Source organism: Nesterenkonia ebinurensis (assembly GCF_008711175.1).
GTDB lineage: Bacteria > Actinomycetota > Actinomycetes > Actinomycetales > Micrococcaceae > Nesterenkonia > Nesterenkonia ebinurensis.
This window is the reverse complement of record NZ_VWNF01000047.1, coordinates 62,527-79,066: the sequence shown is the minus strand read 5'-3', so window position 1 is coordinate 79,066 and position 16,540 is coordinate 62,527. Positions and strand designations below refer to the sequence as shown.

The 16,540-nt window shown below is 64.1% G+C and carries 12 protein-coding genes; 10 read left to right on the top strand and 2 right to left on the bottom strand.

Features of this window, described 5'->3' with window-relative positions:
• Window positions 1-20 precede the first annotated feature (20 nt).
• The 5 genes from F0311_RS14750 to ahcY all read left to right on the top strand — a co-directional run bounded on the left by F0311_RS14750 (window position 21) and on the right by ahcY (window position 7,642).
• Entirely contained in the window at window positions 21-3,617 is a 3,597-nt protein-coding gene (locus F0311_RS14750) for a glycosyltransferase family 2 protein (RefSeq protein WP_150462706.1), read from the top strand.
• The gene (locus F0311_RS14745; protein WP_150462705.1) at window positions 3,614-5,437 is read left to right on the top strand and encodes a DUF5719 family protein; all 1,824 of its coding nucleotides are present in this window, start codon (window positions 3,614-3,616) and stop codon (window positions 5,435-5,437) included. Before F0311_RS14750 ends, F0311_RS14745 begins: the two co-directional genes overlap by 4 nt.
• Window positions 5,438-5,491: 54 nt before the next feature.
• Window positions 5,492-5,857, top strand: coding sequence for a DUF3499 domain-containing protein (locus tag F0311_RS14740; RefSeq protein WP_150462704.1), 366 nt, complete (start codon window positions 5,492-5,494; stop codon window positions 5,855-5,857).
• Window positions 5,858-5,996: 139 nt separating this feature from the next.
• Window positions 5,997-6,164 carry a hypothetical protein gene (locus F0311_RS18165; RefSeq protein WP_191089956.1) on the top strand — a complete coding sequence of 56 codons (168 nt, stop codon included), beginning with the start codon at window positions 5,997-5,999 and terminating at the stop codon, window positions 6,162-6,164.
• Window positions 6,161-7,642 (top strand): adenosylhomocysteinase, encoded by a 1,482-nt coding sequence (ahcY, locus tag F0311_RS14735; RefSeq protein ID WP_150462703.1) that lies wholly within the window; start codon window positions 6,161-6,163, stop codon window positions 7,640-7,642. Before F0311_RS18165 ends, ahcY begins: the two co-directional genes overlap by 4 nt.
• Before the next feature lie 175 nt (window positions 7,643-7,817).
• On the opposite strand, the gene F0311_RS14730 is transcribed toward ahcY, so the two are convergent.
• Window positions 7,818-8,633, bottom strand: a complete 816-nt coding sequence (locus tag F0311_RS14730) for an RDD family protein (protein WP_150462702.1) — start codon at window positions 8,631-8,633, stop codon at window positions 7,818-7,820.
• 122 nt (window positions 8,634-8,755) lie between these two features.
• On the bottom strand, window positions 8,756-10,357 hold the full coding sequence (locus F0311_RS14725; protein WP_150462701.1) for an aldehyde dehydrogenase (NADP(+)): 1,602 nt from the start codon (window positions 10,355-10,357) through the stop codon (window positions 8,756-8,758).
• A gap of 828 nt (window positions 10,358-11,185) precedes the next feature.
• Between F0311_RS14725 and F0311_RS14720 the strand changes: the two genes are divergently transcribed.
• From F0311_RS14720 to F0311_RS14700, 5 genes are read left to right on the top strand one after another with little or no spacing between them, the layout of a single operon-like run.
• Window positions 11,186-12,952 (top strand): ABC transporter substrate-binding protein, encoded by a 1,767-nt coding sequence (locus F0311_RS14720; RefSeq protein WP_150462700.1) that lies wholly within the window; start codon window positions 11,186-11,188, stop codon window positions 12,950-12,952.
• A gap of 5 nt (window positions 12,953-12,957) precedes the next feature.
• Window positions 12,958-13,911, top strand: a complete 954-nt coding sequence (locus F0311_RS14715; RefSeq protein ID WP_223881392.1) for an ABC transporter permease — start codon at window positions 12,958-12,960, stop codon at window positions 13,909-13,911.
• The gene (locus F0311_RS14710; RefSeq protein ID WP_150462699.1) at window positions 13,908-14,906 is read left to right on the top strand and encodes an ABC transporter permease; all 999 of its coding nucleotides are present in this window, start codon (window positions 13,908-13,910) and stop codon (window positions 14,904-14,906) included. Before F0311_RS14715 ends, F0311_RS14710 begins: the two co-directional genes overlap by 4 nt.
• Complete coding sequence (locus F0311_RS14705; RefSeq protein ID WP_150462698.1) at window positions 14,903-15,736, top strand: ABC transporter ATP-binding protein; 834 nt, start codon at window positions 14,903-14,905, stop codon at window positions 15,734-15,736. The genes F0311_RS14710 and F0311_RS14705 overlap by 4 nt, the downstream gene beginning before the upstream one ends.
• Entirely contained in the window at window positions 15,733-16,539 is an 807-nt protein-coding gene (locus F0311_RS14700; RefSeq protein WP_150462697.1) for an ATP-binding cassette domain-containing protein, read from the top strand. The genes F0311_RS14705 and F0311_RS14700 overlap by 4 nt, the downstream gene beginning before the upstream one ends.
• Window position 16,540 lies beyond the last annotated feature (1 nt).

The window sequence follows — 16,540 nt, the reverse complement described above, 5'->3', positions numbered from 1 at the left end:
CCGCGTATGGGAGCCCGCCGGTGAGCACCTCGGGGGCCCAGCTCCATATCGCCGCTGTCGTGATGCGCGACGGCGGCGGTTTTGCGTCCCCACAGTGGGACACCCACGGCCGAGCACTGAACCTGACCGCCGGCTTGGAATGGCAGACCCGGGCCCCGGACACCGTGATCGAACTCAGCGCCGGCAGCTACGCCGGACCGCAGGATCTCTCCCGTTCACTGCGCTCGAAGCTGCTGGAGGACCGGCGCAAAGCCAAGAAGACCCTCTCCACCGGGCCCGGCGGAGTGAAAACTACCTCGCTCTGGCGCAGCCTGGAGCGGCATCTCGGTGACGGATTCTCCCCCAGATACCAGTGGCTGTGGATCCTCCCAGCAGATGCTGTCCCGGAGCCGGAGGCACTGGAGCACCTAGAGGAGCGGCTGTTCACCGTCAAGGATGAGGACACCCACCAGGAAGTGGAAGTGGTGGGTGCCAAACAGTGGATCGCCGGCATCGAGGAGCCCAGACTGCTCAACGCCGGGCTCTGGACCGCCCGCTCAGGAGAGGTGGTCACACTCACCGAGCCCAAGGAGTTCGACCAGGGCCAGTACGACGGGCGCGATGAGGTGCCCGCCGTCTCTGCACACGGAATGCTGGTCCGGGCCAGTCTCTTCGGCGACCTGGGTGGCTTCAGCCCCGTGCTGGAGGCCGATTACGCGGCCGCTGAATTCTGTGCCCGTGCCCGTGAGGTCGGTGCCCGCACCGTGCTGGAACCCACTGCCGCAGTGCGCCGGATCCAGCCTGCCCAGCGAGAGATGGTGCACCGACTAGCTGGAGGGCTGCTGCTGCCTGAGGATCACCGGCGCAGCCAGATCCGCACCCGACTGGCTCAGGCCAGCCCGCTCGCGGTGCCCCCGCTCTGGGTGCTCATGTGGCTGGTCGCCCTGCTGCGAACCGTGACCCTGTTCGTCTGCAAAGCACCCGACGCCGGGTTAGCTCAGCTGCGCCATGCCGCAGCCGGACTGTGCAATATCGCAGCCCTGGTCCATCTGCGCCAGCATCGCCGGGAAGGCCGAATCGCGGCACTGTCCAGGCCCCATCGCGCCGGTGACAGCGCCAAGCAGACCTTGGCCGCCGGCCGCCGCAGAGTCCGGGAGAACCTGGTGACTGGCAGTCAGCTGCGCGAGCAGCGCCGTCGTGACACCACTGCAGAGACCGTAGGAATCTCCGGGGAAGGTACTGGCGATGAGGCCGGGGAACTGACTGAGATCGGTTCCGACGGCGGCGAATTCGACCAGATGCCGGCACGCCGCTCTGAGGACAGGCTGGGACTGTTCCTGCTGCTGGTCGCGCTGACCGGGGTCTCCCTGGTCGGATTCCGCCAACTACTCACCGCCCCCGCCCTAGCCGGCGGTGCGGCACTGCCGGTCTCCGGGTCAGTGGCCGAGGTCTGGCAGCACACCCTGTCCTTCCTGGTCACCGACTCCCTGGGCGAGCGCGCCGCCGCAGACCCCTTCAACCTGGTGCTGCTGATTCTCTCCGCGCTCAGCTTCGGCCATGCCTCAACGGTGCTGCTGTGGGTTGTGATCCTGTCCGCCCCGCTGAGCGCGCTCACCGCGTGGTGGGCGGCCGGACTCTGGAGCCCAAAGGCCTTCCACCGACTGATCGCAGCACTGATCTGGGCGCTGCTGCCGGCCCTGCACAGTGCAGTGGGACAAGGACGGATCGGCGCGGTGATCGCCCACATCCTGCTGCCTGTGCTGGTGCTGGCCGCTGTACGGGCAGTGCGCGCCCACGGCCGGCACCGGGTCACCGCAGGGCGGGTGGCGGCGCTGCGGCTGACTGCAGGCTGGGAAACGGCCGCCGGGGCCGCCCTGCTGATGGCGGTGGTCACCGCCTCCGCCCCGGTGCTGCTGGTCCCGGCAGTGCTCAGCTGTGTGATCGCGGCCCTGGTCCTGCGAAGGGCCGGCAAGGTGCTTTGGCTGCTGCCGATCCCCGCACTGGCCGTCTTCGCCCCGATGCTCATCTCCACCCTGGACCGCCGGGCCAACCTGGTGGCTGTACTGATCTCCGAACCAGGCAGGGCTGTCAGTATTGCAGAGGCAGGGGCCTCCGCACCCCTGTGGCAGCAGCTGCTGGGCTTCTCCCAGGCCTTCGACTCGACGGGCGGTCTGCCAGGGGCCACCAATTCGGAGACCGTGGCCTGGCTGCCCGACGTGTTAGCTGAGGATTTCTGGGCGCTGCGGCTTGCCCTGACCATTGGCGCGCCCCTGCTGATCATTGCTGTGCTCGCCCTGCTGGCCGTGGGACGCCGGGCAGTGGTGCTCAGCTGCGGATTCATCGGTCTGGGCATTTTGGGCTATTCCGCCCTGGCCAGCCGCCTGGCGGCCGGCACCGCCGGCTCCGAGGTTGTGGGCGCACATATCGGCCCGCTGGTCTCAGTGCTGGCCCTGTGCCTGATCGCAGCAGCAGTCAGCGGCCTGGCCACCTCCCAGGCTGCCGGATCAGCCTTGGGCGGAGTCTTCGCCCCGGTGGCTTCCACCCTGCTGGTGCTGGCCGTGTTCACCGCTGGAGTCTTCTGGGCCGCACCGCGCATGATGCCCGGGACCGAGCTGGCCGAGAAGACCATCAGCACAGTCAACACCGAACGCGTGCTCATCGAACCAGGCACTGTGCGCAGCCTGCCGGCAACTGCGGCGGACCTGGGCACCGGCCCGGCCGCAGCCCGCACTCTGGTGCTCTCCTCCTCATCTCAGGGCGTCACCGCCGAGATTCGGGCCCGCCACGGTAGTACGCTAGACGCTCGCCGTACGGCCGCCGCAGCCCAGGACTTACCGCTCTGGGCCACCCCGGAAGCCCCCGCCAGCTGGCTGGGTATGGTCGGTCCCCAGAACGACCATCTTCCTGCCGGAGAGCTCAGCGACTCTCAGCAGCGGCTGGGCGAGCTGGTGGCCGGCATCGTCGCCCCAGGATCTGAGCATGTAGCTGACCTGGCTGCAGAGCTGGGCATCGGCTATGTACTGGTCACCCAGGGCACCGCCCTGCGGGAGGCCGCCGATACCGCAGGTGGCCTCAGCCCAGTGGGGGACACTGAGTTCGGTGCCCTCTGGCGGGTGGAGACAGCCGCTGAGGAGCTGCCGGCCGCCGGCGGGATCTCCGGAACCTCCACCGCCTGGGCGCGTATAGTCACCGAGGCGGGCGAACCGGTGGCCCTGCTGCCCAGCAGCTACCACCGCATCCACCTGGACCTCGGCCAACTGCAGGACCGCAGCGGCGCAGTCCTGGAGCTGGACCCCGGCACTGAGTACTATGTGGAGCTGGCCGCTGAGCGAGCTGTGGGATGGGAGGCCGAGCTGGACGGGCAGAGCCTGCGCCGGGTCACCGCCAACAGCCTGGACATTGAGCCAGAAGAAATGCAGTGGAGCCGTCAGTTCCACCTGCCTTCTTCCTTCGCCGAGCAGCCGGAAGGTCAGCTGAGGGTCAGCCACAGCTCCCAGTTCCAGTACCCCATCCTGATCAGCACCGGCCTGCTGGTGCTGATCTTCCTGCTGGTCGCCCTGCCGCTGCCGCGCAGCTGGCGGATCCTCCCGCTGATCCCCGACCAGCAACTGGCAGCTGGCACGGAGGTGAGCCGATGAGCTCCGTCAAAAAGTATATCCGCACCCAGCGCCGAGCACGGCGCAAAGCTCAGAAAGCTCAGGAACGGGCAGTCAAACGCCAGGCCTGGCATGCCGAGGAGACTGAGCAGACGCCCAGGGCCGGTGCCCGCCACGCCGCAGCGACTGAACATCCGGCAGAGACACGTAGTGCGACCCGCGCCGCCGCTGTCCTGGTGGGATTGGGCCTGGTAGCTGCCGGAATCGGCTCAGCCTGGCTGCACATCACTGACCCCGACCCGCAACCGGCACTGCTGCAGCAGCCCGCCTACGCCGTACCAGCTCCCGCCGTGACTGAACGGCTGGTCTGCCCGGCGATGCCCGGCCAGCCAGACTCCCTGTCCGAGCAGGGCGTACTGGAGTACGCCGAGCGAGACAGTGCTGCCTCCGCAATGCGCAGTGCTGCCATATTCGCCGCCGCCGACGGACGGCTGCCCGGCACAGACTGGGTGACGCTGGGCCAGGAAGGCCGGGGCGAGCCGGAGCAGCTCATCGGTCCTGAGGAGGCCGGCGAATCCGCAGGCGGTGGACTGGCCGAACGCCACCTGGTCACCGGAACCCGGGGAGAGGGATTCAGCCCCGCCCTGCTGGAGATCCAGCCCGTTGAAGGACCCAGCCCCTCACAGGCCCCGGCGGCTGCGGCCGAGTTCACCTACTATGCCGAAGAAGGGGCCGTGGCAGGACTGGCCACCACAGGGTGTACCGCGCCACAGCGCAGCCAGTGGTTCCTGGGCCCGGAGACCGGCATCGGCTCCGACTCACTGCTGACCTTGGCCAACCCGCACAGCCGCGACGCCACCGTGGAGATCACCACCTACAGTGAGGAAGGGGAGACCGGCGCGCTGGGCGCCACCACCCTGCTGGTCCCGGAGAACACGGTGCGCACCGTTAACCTGGCCGCCCTCACCGAAAGGGATGCCCAGCTGGCCGTGCATGTGCAGGCCAGTGGAGCGCCGGTCACCGCCCACCTGCAGTCAGCATTCAGCGCCGCCGGCAGTGGACTGGGAGTGGAGCAGCTGAGTCCTATGGCTGCCCTGCGCCAGGAGCACTATGCCGTGGGGGTGCCCGCCGGAGCCGACCAGAGCCCCCAGCTGTGGTTCTACGCCCCGGGCACCGATCCGGTGACTGTAGAATTGCAGGTCTTCAGTACCGAAGGTCAGGTGATCACCGAGACGCCCGGGGTTTTCAGTCTCGAGCCCGGCCGCGTCTCCGCGGTGGGACTGACCGGACTGGAACCGGGAACATACGACGTCGCCATGACCACCGACCAGCCAGCCCTAGCCGCCGTGCGCAGCGCCGGCACCGGCGAAGAAGTCACTGTAGAGGTGGAGCTGGAACCGGAGACTGACCCCTGGACCGGCGAGCAGCTAGAGCCTGAGACCGAAGAGCAGCAGACCGACCCCGCCCCGGACTTCAGCTGGGCCACCGCTGGGGAACCGATTGCCCCCGGCTCAGGCGCGCTGCTACCAGAAGGGTTCAGCACCGAGCTACGCTTCTTCGCCACGCCCGGACAGGACCAGGCTGAGATCACCTACCGGCTCTTCGACAGTCAGGGCCGCGCCTCCCAGGATCTGGTGGCAGAGGCTGAGGGTGGAGCCTCAGTGGAGGTGCCCTACGAGGAACTGCTGGACCGGGCCGAGTCCGCGGATCTGGAGGACGTCTATGCGGTGCTGGTGGTGCGCACCGAGGGTGAAGCCTACGGAAGTGCTCTCAGCACTGATGGAGAAGGGCGCTTCAGCATCGGCGCACTGCACCCGATCACCCCCATCAGCCAGCACGTCCCGTTCAGACTCGACCCCTGACAACCGGTCGAAAATCCCAGGATTCTGAGCGAAACCTGGGTAGGCTCAGTCACCGTGGACTCCAAACGCCGTTGCACCAAAGCCAGCTGTGAAGCACCCGCGGCAGCCACGCTGACCTACTCCTACGCCGACTCCACCGTGGCGGTCGGACCGATCAGCGTCTACGCCGAACCGCACACCTACGACCTCTGCACCGCCCACGCAGACGCCGTGAGCGCACCACGCGGATGGGAGGTGCTCCGGCTGGACTACGCCAGAGCGCAGAATGACGATGGCGACCTGCTGGCCCTGGCCGAAGCTGTGCGCGAACCCCGTGAGCCAGCGGTGTCCGCAGCAGCTCGGCAGGCTCCCGCGCCGCTGACCGCCCCTGAATCCGGCTCCGGAATATCCCGAGGCCATCTCCGTCTCATCCGTGAATAAGGTGCCTGCCCAGAACCAACCCCGGCGAGGCCGGCGCTTCGCTAGCGCTCCTCAGTCGCCTTGGCAGACTCGGAGTCAGCTTCCAGCCTCATCCCGGCTCAGTCGGGCGTCGTCGTCATCTCCAGGTAGTCTGGAACCCATGCCCGATACCCCGGTGATCGCCCCCGCCGTCCTGGAGATTCTGCGCTGCCCGGCCACCGGCAGCCGGCTGCGCCTGCAGGGCGATGAGCTGGTGGCCATCAACGATGAAACCCGCTGCTACCGCATTGCGCGCGGAGTCCCCACACTTCTCAAGGACACTGAATGAGCTTCGACTACAAAATCGCCGATATCTCCCTGCACGAGGCGGGACGCCACCAGATCCGGCTGGCTGAACATGAGATGCCCGGGCTGATGAGCCTGCGCGAGGAGTACGCCGAGTCCCAACCGCTGGCCGGGGCCCGGATCGCCGGTTCGCTGCATATGACTGTGCAGACCGCAGTGCTGATCGAAACCCTGGTGGCCCTGGGCGCTGAGGTGCGCTGGGCCAGCTGCAATATCTTCTCCACCCAGGACGAGGCCGCCGCAGCCGTGGTGGTGGGGCCAGACGGCACTGCGCAGGACATCCAGGGGGTGCCGGTCTTCGCCTGGAAGAACGAGACCCTCGAAGAATACTGGTGGACCGCCTCGCAGATCTTTGCCTGGCCGGGCGTGGATGAGGACCCCTCCCGAGGCCCCAATATGATTCTCGACGACGGCGGAGACGCCACCCTGTTGGTGCACAAAGGCGCAGAGTTCGAGGCCGCAGGTGCAGTCCCCTCAGCCACCGCTGAGGATCCCCACGAGTACAGCATCATCCTGGAGACCCTGCGGAACTCCCATGCGGAGAACCCCCGGCGTTGGACCGGCATCGCCGACCAGATCGCCGGTGTCACCGAGGAGACCACCACCGGGGTCAACCGGCTCTACCAGCTGGCCAGAGAAAAACAGCTACTCTTCCCCGCGATCAACGTCAACGACTCGGTCACCAAGTCCAAATTCGACAACAAATACGGTATTCGGCACTCCCTGCCTGACGGCATCATGCGGGCCACCGATGTGCTGATTGCTGGTAAGACCGCAGTGGTGTGCGGCTACGGGGATGTGGGCAAGGGCTCCGCAGAGGCGCTGCGCGGCCAGGGCGCACGGGTGGTGGTTACTGAGATCGATCCGATCAACGCCCTGCAGGCCGCGATGGACGGTTATCAGGTGGTCACCCTCGATGAGGTGCTGGAGAGCGGGGATATCTTCATCACCACCACCGGAGGCAAGGACATCATCACCGCGGCCCAGATGCAGCGGATGAAGGACAAGGCCATAGTGGGCAATGTGGGCCACTTCGACAATGAGATCGATATGGCCGGGCTAGCTGCGATCCCCGGAATCCAGAAGGTTGAGATCAAACCCCAGGTGCACGAATGGGTCTTCCCGGACAGCGGCGGGCGCTCCATTATCGTGCTCTCCGAAGGCCGGCTGCTCAACCTCGGCAACGCCACTGGGCACCCCAGCTTTGTGATGTCCTCCAGCTTCACCAACCAAGTCATGGCGCAGATCGAACTCTTCGCCAAATCGCATAAGACCGGGTATGAGGGCCACGATGCCTATCAGACTGAGGTCTACGTGCTGCCCAAGCTGCTCGATGAGAAGGTAGCCCGGCTCCACCTGGACGCACTGGGTGTCAAACTGACTCAGCTCACCAAGCAGCAGGCCGAGTACCTGGGGGTCGACGTCGCCGGTCCCTACAAGCCCAACCACTACCGGTATTAGTCCCTGACGTTGCCCTCGCAGCTACTCTGTGTCTGCACGGGTCCCAGACGTCAGGGGGCCTCCGGTGGCGGGTGCCTCGCTCGCCTCTCCGCAGGCATAGGCCTGCCTGCCTTCACACCTGAAGTCGCTGGATCGCTTCGCTCCCAGCGCACACCCTGCTGCGACCCGCCGCAGCTCAGGCATAGGGCAGGGCGTGGATGCGGCGGTGTAGGTGCTCGGCGCGTTCCTGTTGGGCGCGCACCCGCTGGTATTCCCGGTTGCGCCGCTCACCCATGACAGCGGCCAGGAACTCCAAGGCTGAGGTGGTCGGCGGCATCGGGGTGACGTACTGCACGATCTCGGCCGCCAGCCGTTCGCCGATGGCACTGACCGCCGGCAGATCCACTTTCCTGCCGTTCTCCACAGTGCGCAGCAGCCGGGCGGCCCGGGCGGACACGTCGTCGGGGATTCTGCCGATATCGGCAATCTGAGCCCAAGCGGCCATATGCGGGGGCACCGGCAGCATCATCGGGCGCACTCGCGGATGCCGGACACGGATCGCGTATGTCCCGGCCATCACATCGCCCAGCCGCTTGCCCCGCTCAGTGAACATCCCGGTCAGCAGCGGAAGCAGCCCGAGCGTCAGGTATATCTCTGCGAATCCTGCCAAACCACGGATCAGACAGTGCCGGAGCCGGACAGAACCGCCGTCATCGCGGACCACGCGCACCCCGAAGATCAGCTTGCCCAGCGAACGCCCCCTGCTCAACGTCTCGATGGTGATAGGGGCGATGACCAGCACCCCGACTACCACAGTGAGGCTGATGGCCGCGGCGGCCGCCGGGTTCATCTGCAGCTGCGCCTGGGCGCCGAAGTAGCCCAGACCGATGAAGATCAGCAGCAGGGTGATCCAGTAGAGCAGGATGTCCACCAGCAGGGAGGCGCCCCGGGTGATCAGGGAGACCGAAGGCAGGTCGAGGCTGACGGCCTCTCCGGTGACCACATGACGCACGTTGGCTCACCTCCCGTCTCACAGCTGCGCATTGAGCCGTAGGGACCGGCTCGCTCTCTTTCCACCCTATAGTGTGGTGACGTATAAAGTCCGGGCGTTGCGTCTAAGCCGGTTGGTCGGTTTTATCTCAGCTGGGACAGGAAATCAGTGCGCTGGGGCACATCCCAAGGGTTGTCCTCGTGCACTGGGGCCGGATGTAGCGCAGCCGGCAGGTTCTGGTAGGCCACCAGGCGCTGGAACCGGTCGATAGCCGCAGTCCCCACTGAGGTGGAGCGGCCATCGGAGGTCGCGGGGAAGGGCCCGCCGTGGACAATTGCGTCCCCCACGTCGACTCCGGTGGGCCACCCGTTGACGAGTACCCGCCCGGCCTTCAGCTCGAGCAGCTCGACCAGATCCGCGGCCAGCGCTACGTCGCCAGGGTCCTCGGTGTCCAGGTGCAGAGTGGCGGTCAGCTGGCCTTCAATCCGGCTGGCTACCTTCTGCAGTTCACCGGCGGAAGCGTAGCGCACCGCCAAGCAGGTGGCCCCGAAGATCTCCTCGGAAAGCTCCTTGTGGGTGAGGAAGGTCTCCACATCGGTGGAGAACACCGCTGGTCCCAGGGCGTTCGCCGTCTGGCCATCCGTACCGCGGCCGACTTCGGTCACACCAGGCATGGAGGTGAGCCGCTTCTCCCCCTGCACGCGGGAGGAGCAGATCCCGGGGGTGAGCATGGTGACTCCAGCAGTCTCGGCCAGTGCATTCTTTACATTGGCAAGGAATGTATCCCCGGTCTCGTCTCCCGGTACGAAGATCAACCCCGGAACGGTGCACAGCTGGCCCGCCGAGCCGTTGAGTGAGGTGATGAACCCTTCAGCCAGGGCGGTGGAGTCTCCCTTGATGGCCGAATCGAGAACCATCACCGGGTTTACCGAGCTCATTTCAGCGTAGACCGGTATGGGCTCAGGGCGTGCCGCGGCAGTGGCCATGATCGAGGTGCCCCCGAAGCGGGAACCTGTAAAGCCCACCGCCTTGATGGCGGGGTGCTTCACCAGGGACTGGCCGACCGTGGTGCCCCGACCGTAGACCAGCGAGAAGACTCCCGCCGGGAGGTTGTGATCGGCGACGGCCTTGGCGATTGCCTGGGCGACGAGCAGCCCTGTGCCCGGGTGGGCCAGGTGAGCCTTGAAGATGACCGGGCAGCCGGCGGCCAGGGCGGAGGCTGTGTCCCCGCCAGCGGTAGAGAAGGCCAGCGGGAAGTTGGAGGCTCCGAAGACCACTACCGGCCCCAGAGGCAACTTCCTCTGGCGCAGGTCTGGACGTGGCAGGGGAGTGCGGTCCGGCAGCGCCGGCTCCGTCCGAACGCTGTGGTGATCACCGTTGGCCACCAGCTTGGCAAACATCTTTAGCTGGTTGACCGTGCGGGCCAGCTCGCCGGTCAACCGTTGCTGCGGAAGTCCAGTCTCAGTCATCGCGGTAGCGATGATCTCTTCTCCGGCGGCGTTGATGTTCTCAGCAACCGTGGTGAGGAACGCGGCGCGGTCTGCGTCGGTCAGCTTCCGGTAGATGCCGAAGGCCTCGGCGGCGGCCTCGGCAGCAGCCTGCTCCTGGGATTCAGCCAGGGTGGTGAATTCTGGTCCAGTTTCCTCATTGCGAGCGGGGTCAATGGCTCGCACCACGCCGTCAGTACCTTTTGCAGGTTCCCCGGCAATGAGGGAGTGGTGGGTGGCATCAGGCAGTGTGGTCATAGCAATGTGCCCCTTTCATGGTATCGACGGCGCTCGTTCTTGCTCCAGATGGTATTGAGTGACATTTCACATGGTACCTTGAGGATGGTTGCATGCGAAAACAACCTGTGCAGTACGTGGTGGGGGGAGGCGCATGACAGAAGTAGAAGTCACACGTGAGAAGAAATACGTGATAGCTGAGCCAGGCAGGGTCTTCAGAGGGTTGTACACCCCAGAATGGGAGTGGCGGCAGACTGAGCTCGGCTCCGGCTGGGCCAAGCCCCGAATCCATCGACACCTACGACCAGCCTGAGGGTGAGGCATTTTACGCCTCCCAACTGCGGGACTTCACCTACCGACTACACCGTTGAGGAAATCCATCAGATCGGGCTGGAGTACAGCAGTCAAGATCAAGGCGGAGATAGGTGGAGATTGCTCACGAAACTGGAATTTTCTGCGGTTGAACCTGAAATCGCTGAACTTGAGATCGTCACTGAAATCGACCGGTATATTTCCTAGCCCGGACAGATGTGCGCCCATTACTTGGGGCAGTTGATCATTGCGAAACTGTGCGCCTAGGCCTAGGCCTAGGCTGAGCTGGGGGAGAAATTCAGCATTCCCGACTTTCGTGACAGAGTGCTCTCTTTGGGGTCACTTCCCTGAAGGCGCTGGAAGCAGAGATCATTCGGTTCATTAGTGGCAGAGCTGGCGTACCAACCGAAAAGCTGCAATGAAGCTCCCTTCTCCTTGGCTGTTCACGCGGATGAAACAAGAAGTTACCTATATGACACACAACATATGTAATGTAAACTGTGAAATGTCACATCACCTAGATGAGGGGAAGGCATCATGAAGCGTCAAGTACGCCTCAGCCTTGCGGCCACCAGCGTCGCAGTACTTGCACTGGTCTCTGCCTGCGGAAACGGCGAGACTGAGCCTGAGACAGCAGGAGATGAGGGTCTCGGCACCACCGAGAGGATACTCACCGACGACGGGTGGGCTCTCTACACTGGTGATCCTCAGGAAGGTGGGACTGTTACAGTGTTGGGTGGCGTCGATTTCGCTAGCTTTGACCCCGCAATCGGAGTCGATGGCGGGGTGCGCAACCTATACACCTTGCTGTACCGATTCCTGACTGAGTACACCTATGACATCGAAACCGGTGAAATGGAACTGGTCGGCGATCTTGCTGAGAGTTGGGAGTCTAATGATGACTCCACTGTTTGGACCTTCACGCTGAAGGAAGATATCTATTTCGAGGACGGCTCTCCGATCACCGCAGAAGATGTGAAGTTCGGTGTCGAGCGCGCTTTGGACCCCTCCGTCCGAATCGGCGATCAACTGATGCGTAACGCGATTGAGGGTGCCGCAGACTATGAAGGAATCTTCGAAGATTCCGATGGGCTGGACTCCATTGTGGTTATCGATGAACGCACTATCGAGTTCCACACCGGTGATCCCGTAGCAGGGTTCCCCTACATCATGGGAACCCCGCCATCAACACCTTTTCCTGCCGACCAAGTGGAGACTCCCGGTCAGATCGCGGATGCGCCCATTGCTTCGGGACCCTACCGGATTGCCGAGTACCAGGAAGGCGAACGTCTGACCCTGGAGCGCAACGAGCACTGGAATGCTGATACCGATCCCATTCGTGCGGCTTACGCGGACGGCTTCGAGTTCCTGCTCAATCTGGACAACTCCACCATCGATCAGCGCATGATGGCGGGTCAGGGCGACGACGCCGACGCAGTGCAGACTGCTGCGAACCCGCTGCAGCCTGCCAATCTGCAGCAGGTCCAGTCCAACCCCGATATGGTTGGCCGCACCGTCCGCACCGAACCCACCTGCGTCTGGTACATGGCTTTCAACATGGACAATCCAGATCTGGACAACCTCGAGGTCCGGCAGGCTCTGAACTATGCGCTCGACAAGACCAGCGTACAGAACGCGGCAGGAGGCGAGGCACTGGCCGACATCACCCACGACATGCTCCTGCCGATGATCGACGGCCGGGAAGAGTTCAACCTCTATGAGACGGAGGGTGATGCCGGAGATCCCGAACTGGCCGCTGAGATGCTGGCCGAAGCCGGATATGAGGACGGCCTCGAGCTGACGATGGACGTGCGCAACCTGCCCATGTGGCAGTCCATGGCTGAAGCGGTTCAGCAGTCCTACGCCGAAGCCGGTGTCGACGTGACCTTGAACGTGCTGGATGCCGCGAGCTACTACGACGTCATTGGCACCCCCAGCCAGCTGGGCGACCTGGCCATCACCGGCGTCTGCACTCGTGGCTGGCTCACCGGACAGATCGCACTGGAGAACCGGTTCCACGGCAACCGCATCGCAGAGTCCGGCAACCTCAACCACTCCCAGTACGACTCCGAAGAGACCAACCAGGCTCTCGACGAGGCAGCTGCTATGGAGGACATCGACGAGCAGAACGCCCGGTACTCCGAAATCAACCGGATGATCATGGAGGACGCCCCGGTAGTTCCCCTCCTGCTCATCGCGGACCTTCAGATGGTCGGTGAGAACGTCGGAGGCGCATTCGCCAACCCAGCACGCACCGGCTACATCGACTACAGCCACGTCGGGCTGCTGGATCCAGAGGAATAAGCACCTTGGCAGTACCTTCCTCAGCGCAGCTTGAGGAGGTTGACGGGCAGGCACCCGGAGGCGGATCAAAGCCTCCGGGTGCCTCGGCCCTGAAGACAATCCTCCGCAAGCCGTCGGTCATTTTCTCCCTGGCCTTCCTGCTCATCGTGACAGGTATGGCAGTCTTCGCCCCCTGGGTGACCCAGCTCAGCGGATGGGGTCCACTGCAGTTCGATGAGTCAGCCGTTGACTCCTCCACCGGCGGTTTGCCCCTCGGCCCCTGGGGAGGAATCAGTGCGGACCACTGGTTCGGCGTCGAGCCCCAGAATGGGCGAGACATCTTCGCCCGCATTGTCTACGGCGCTCGGGTCTCTATGCTCATCGCCATCTGCGCCACGGCCCTGACCATGCTGATCGGTGTGACCCTGGGAATGCTGGCAGGATTCGCCGGCGGATGGGTGGATGCTGTGATCTCACGACTGATGGACTTCCTGATGGCATTCCCGGCACTGATCTTCATGATCGCAGTCCTCTCGGCCGTACCTCAGGGCAACCGGCCTCTGCTGTTGGTCCTGGTTCTCAGCCTCTTCAGCTGGCCGCAGACCGCTCGCGTGGTCCGAGGACAGGCAATGTCGATTACCAACCGCGAATTCGTCGAAGCGGCGCGCGCATCAGGAGCAGGACGAATGACTCTCGTGTTCAAAGAGGTGCTGCCCAATCTCTCCGGAACTGTCATCGTTATGGCAACTCTTGCCGTGCCAACGTTCATCGCTACCGAGGCCGGATTGTCGTTCTTGGGTGTGGGTGTGATCCCGCCGACGCCTTCCTGGGGACAGATGATCGCTCAGGCGGTACCGTGGTATGCCAGCCACCCGCTGTTCTTCGCCGTCCCTGGAATCTTCCTATTCCTGACGGTCTTCTCCTTTACCATCCTCGGTGACAACCTTCAGAAGGTCTGGGCGAGCGGAGGCCGGTCATGATCAGCTACATCCTCAAGCGGTTACTCGGCGCTGTCGTCACGATGCTGGCCGTGATCTTCTTCACGTTCATCATCTTCTTCTATCTCACGCCCGATCCTGCAGCGAGCATCTGCGGCGACGCATGCACGCCTGACACCATCGTTCAGATCCGACGTCAACTCGGACTGGAGGAGCCCTTCTTCGTGCAATTCTGGGCCTTTCTCTCCGGCATATTCGTTGGTCGGACCTACGGGGAAGGAACAGCCGCAGAGATCTACTGTTCTGCCCCCTGTCTCGGGTACTCATTCCAGTACCGCACCGACGTCTTCGACGGTATCGTCGACAGGCTCCCGGTGACCATCACCATTGCAGTGGGCGCAGCAGTGCTTTGGATCCTCTCCGGAGTCGCAGCCGGTGTGATCAGTGCAGTGAAGCAGGGCACCTGGTGGGACCGCGGTGCGATGATGTTTGCACTGGCCGGCGTCTCGTTGCCCAACTACTTCGTCGCGCTGGTCCTGCAGTACCTGCTCGTGGTTCAGCTGCAGTGGCTGCCCTTCCCCGCGGTAGTCGGATTCACCGACGATCCGACCCGATGGTTCCAGACCTACATCATGCCCTGGACAGTTTTGGCGCTAATGTATGCGTCGATGTACGCCAGACTGACCCGGACCAACATGATCGACACCCTTGGTGAGAACTTCATGCGGACTGCGCACGCCAAGGGACTGCGCCCCGCGCCGATCATGCTCCGCCATGGTCTGCGGCCGTCTCTCACTCCAGTTGTCACCCTGTTGGGCATGGACTTCGCCACCCTCCTGGGAGGAGCCCTGATCACAGAGACGGTCTTCGGGCTCAACGGTGTCGGGCGATGGGCGTACAACGCCATCGGGACCAACGATCAGCCTGTCATCATGGGGGTCACGCTGCTGGCAGCCTTCGCTGTCATCATCGCGAACATCGTGGTCGACCTGACCTACACCGCCCTCGACCCCCGGGTGAGAGAGAGCACCAAATGACAGACAAGCCAATGCTCCAGGTGGTTGACCTGACGATCGCCTTCCCCACTGCCGCTGTTGTGGACCAGGTTAGCTTTGAGATCCCGCAGGGCGGGACGATGGGGCTGGTCGGGGAATCCGGCTCAGGAAAGTCCATGACGTCCTTGGCCGTGATGGGACTGCTGCCGCGAGAGGCCCGGACCACGGGCCGGATCAGCTTTATGGACGAGGAGCTCCTGGGCCGGTCTGACCGACAGATGCGCAGACTGCGCGGCGACCGCATGGCGATGATCTTCCAGGACCCGCTCTCCTCCCTGAATCCCTACTACACGGTCGGATTCCAGATCGCAGAGGCATACCGTGCACACCGAGGGGGATCCCGGCGAGCTGGACTCCGACGCGCAGTGGAAGCCATGGACCGGGTCAAGATCGTGGATGCCGATAAGCGAGTTAACCACTACCCGCATCAATTCTCGGGCGGTATGCGGCAGCGTGTCATGATCGCCATGGCTTTGGTCTGCGAACCGGAGCTGATCATCGCCGATGAGCCGACCACGGCTCTGGACGTCACCGTGCAGGCCCAGATTCTGGAGCTGCTGGCCGAAGTCCAGCAGAGCACCGGGGCCGGCATGCTCTTCATCACCCACGACCTGGCAGTCGTCAGTCAGGTCTCGGACCGGATCACAGTGATGCGCCACGGGCGCACCGTCGAGCAGGGAACAGCAGAACAGATCTTCTCCCGGCCCAGCAATGACTATACCCGTCAGCTGCTGGCCGCCACACCGCGGCTCGACGACCAGGTGGACCTTCCCGAGCCGATTCTGACCCCAGTTGGAAGTGAGGACTCATGACGCGGCAGCCGCTGCTGAGAGCCGAGAATCTTGTCAGAGATTTCCGCACCGGGCCCCGTACCATTTTCCGCGCTGTCAAAGGCGTGTCCTTCGATGTGGCGCGCAGGGAGACTCTCGGGATCGTCGGCGAATCCGGGTCGGGGAAGTCGACTACCGCGAGGATGGCCGCGAAGCTCATCGAGCCCACAGAGGGACTGCTTGAGTTCGACGGCGTCGACGTCACCTATAAGGCTGGCAAGGCCCTGCGTGACTTCCGCGGGGGCGTCCAGGTGGTCTTCCAGGACCCCTATTCCTCGCTGAACCCCCGGCACACGGTGGAGCAGGTGATCTCGGCGCCGCTGCTCTATCAGGGGAGGAAGGTTCTGGGCGGCCGCCGTCGCGTAGTGAAGGAGTCCATGGAGCGGGTGGGACTCAATCCCGATCACTCCGGCCGCTATCCGGCACAGTTCTCAGGAGGCCAGGCGCAGCGGATCGGCATCGCCCGTGCCCTGGTCGTCGAGCCTCAGCTGGTGATCTGCGACGAGGCAGTGTCTGCCCTTGATGTCTCCGTACAGGCCCAGGTGCTGGACCTGCTGCGAGACCTCCAGCGGGACCTGAACCTGTCATACATCTTCATCGCTCATGATCTGGCTGTGGTCCGTCAGATCGCTCATAAGGTTGCCGTCATGAAGAGCGGCGAGATCGTTGAACAGGGATCCCGTGAGGCGATCTTCGATGCACCGCGGCACGAGTACACACAGTCCCTGCTGGCAGCAGTTCCTCAGGTCGACCCATCCTGGGAAGCTGCTCGGCAAGCGGGGTAGG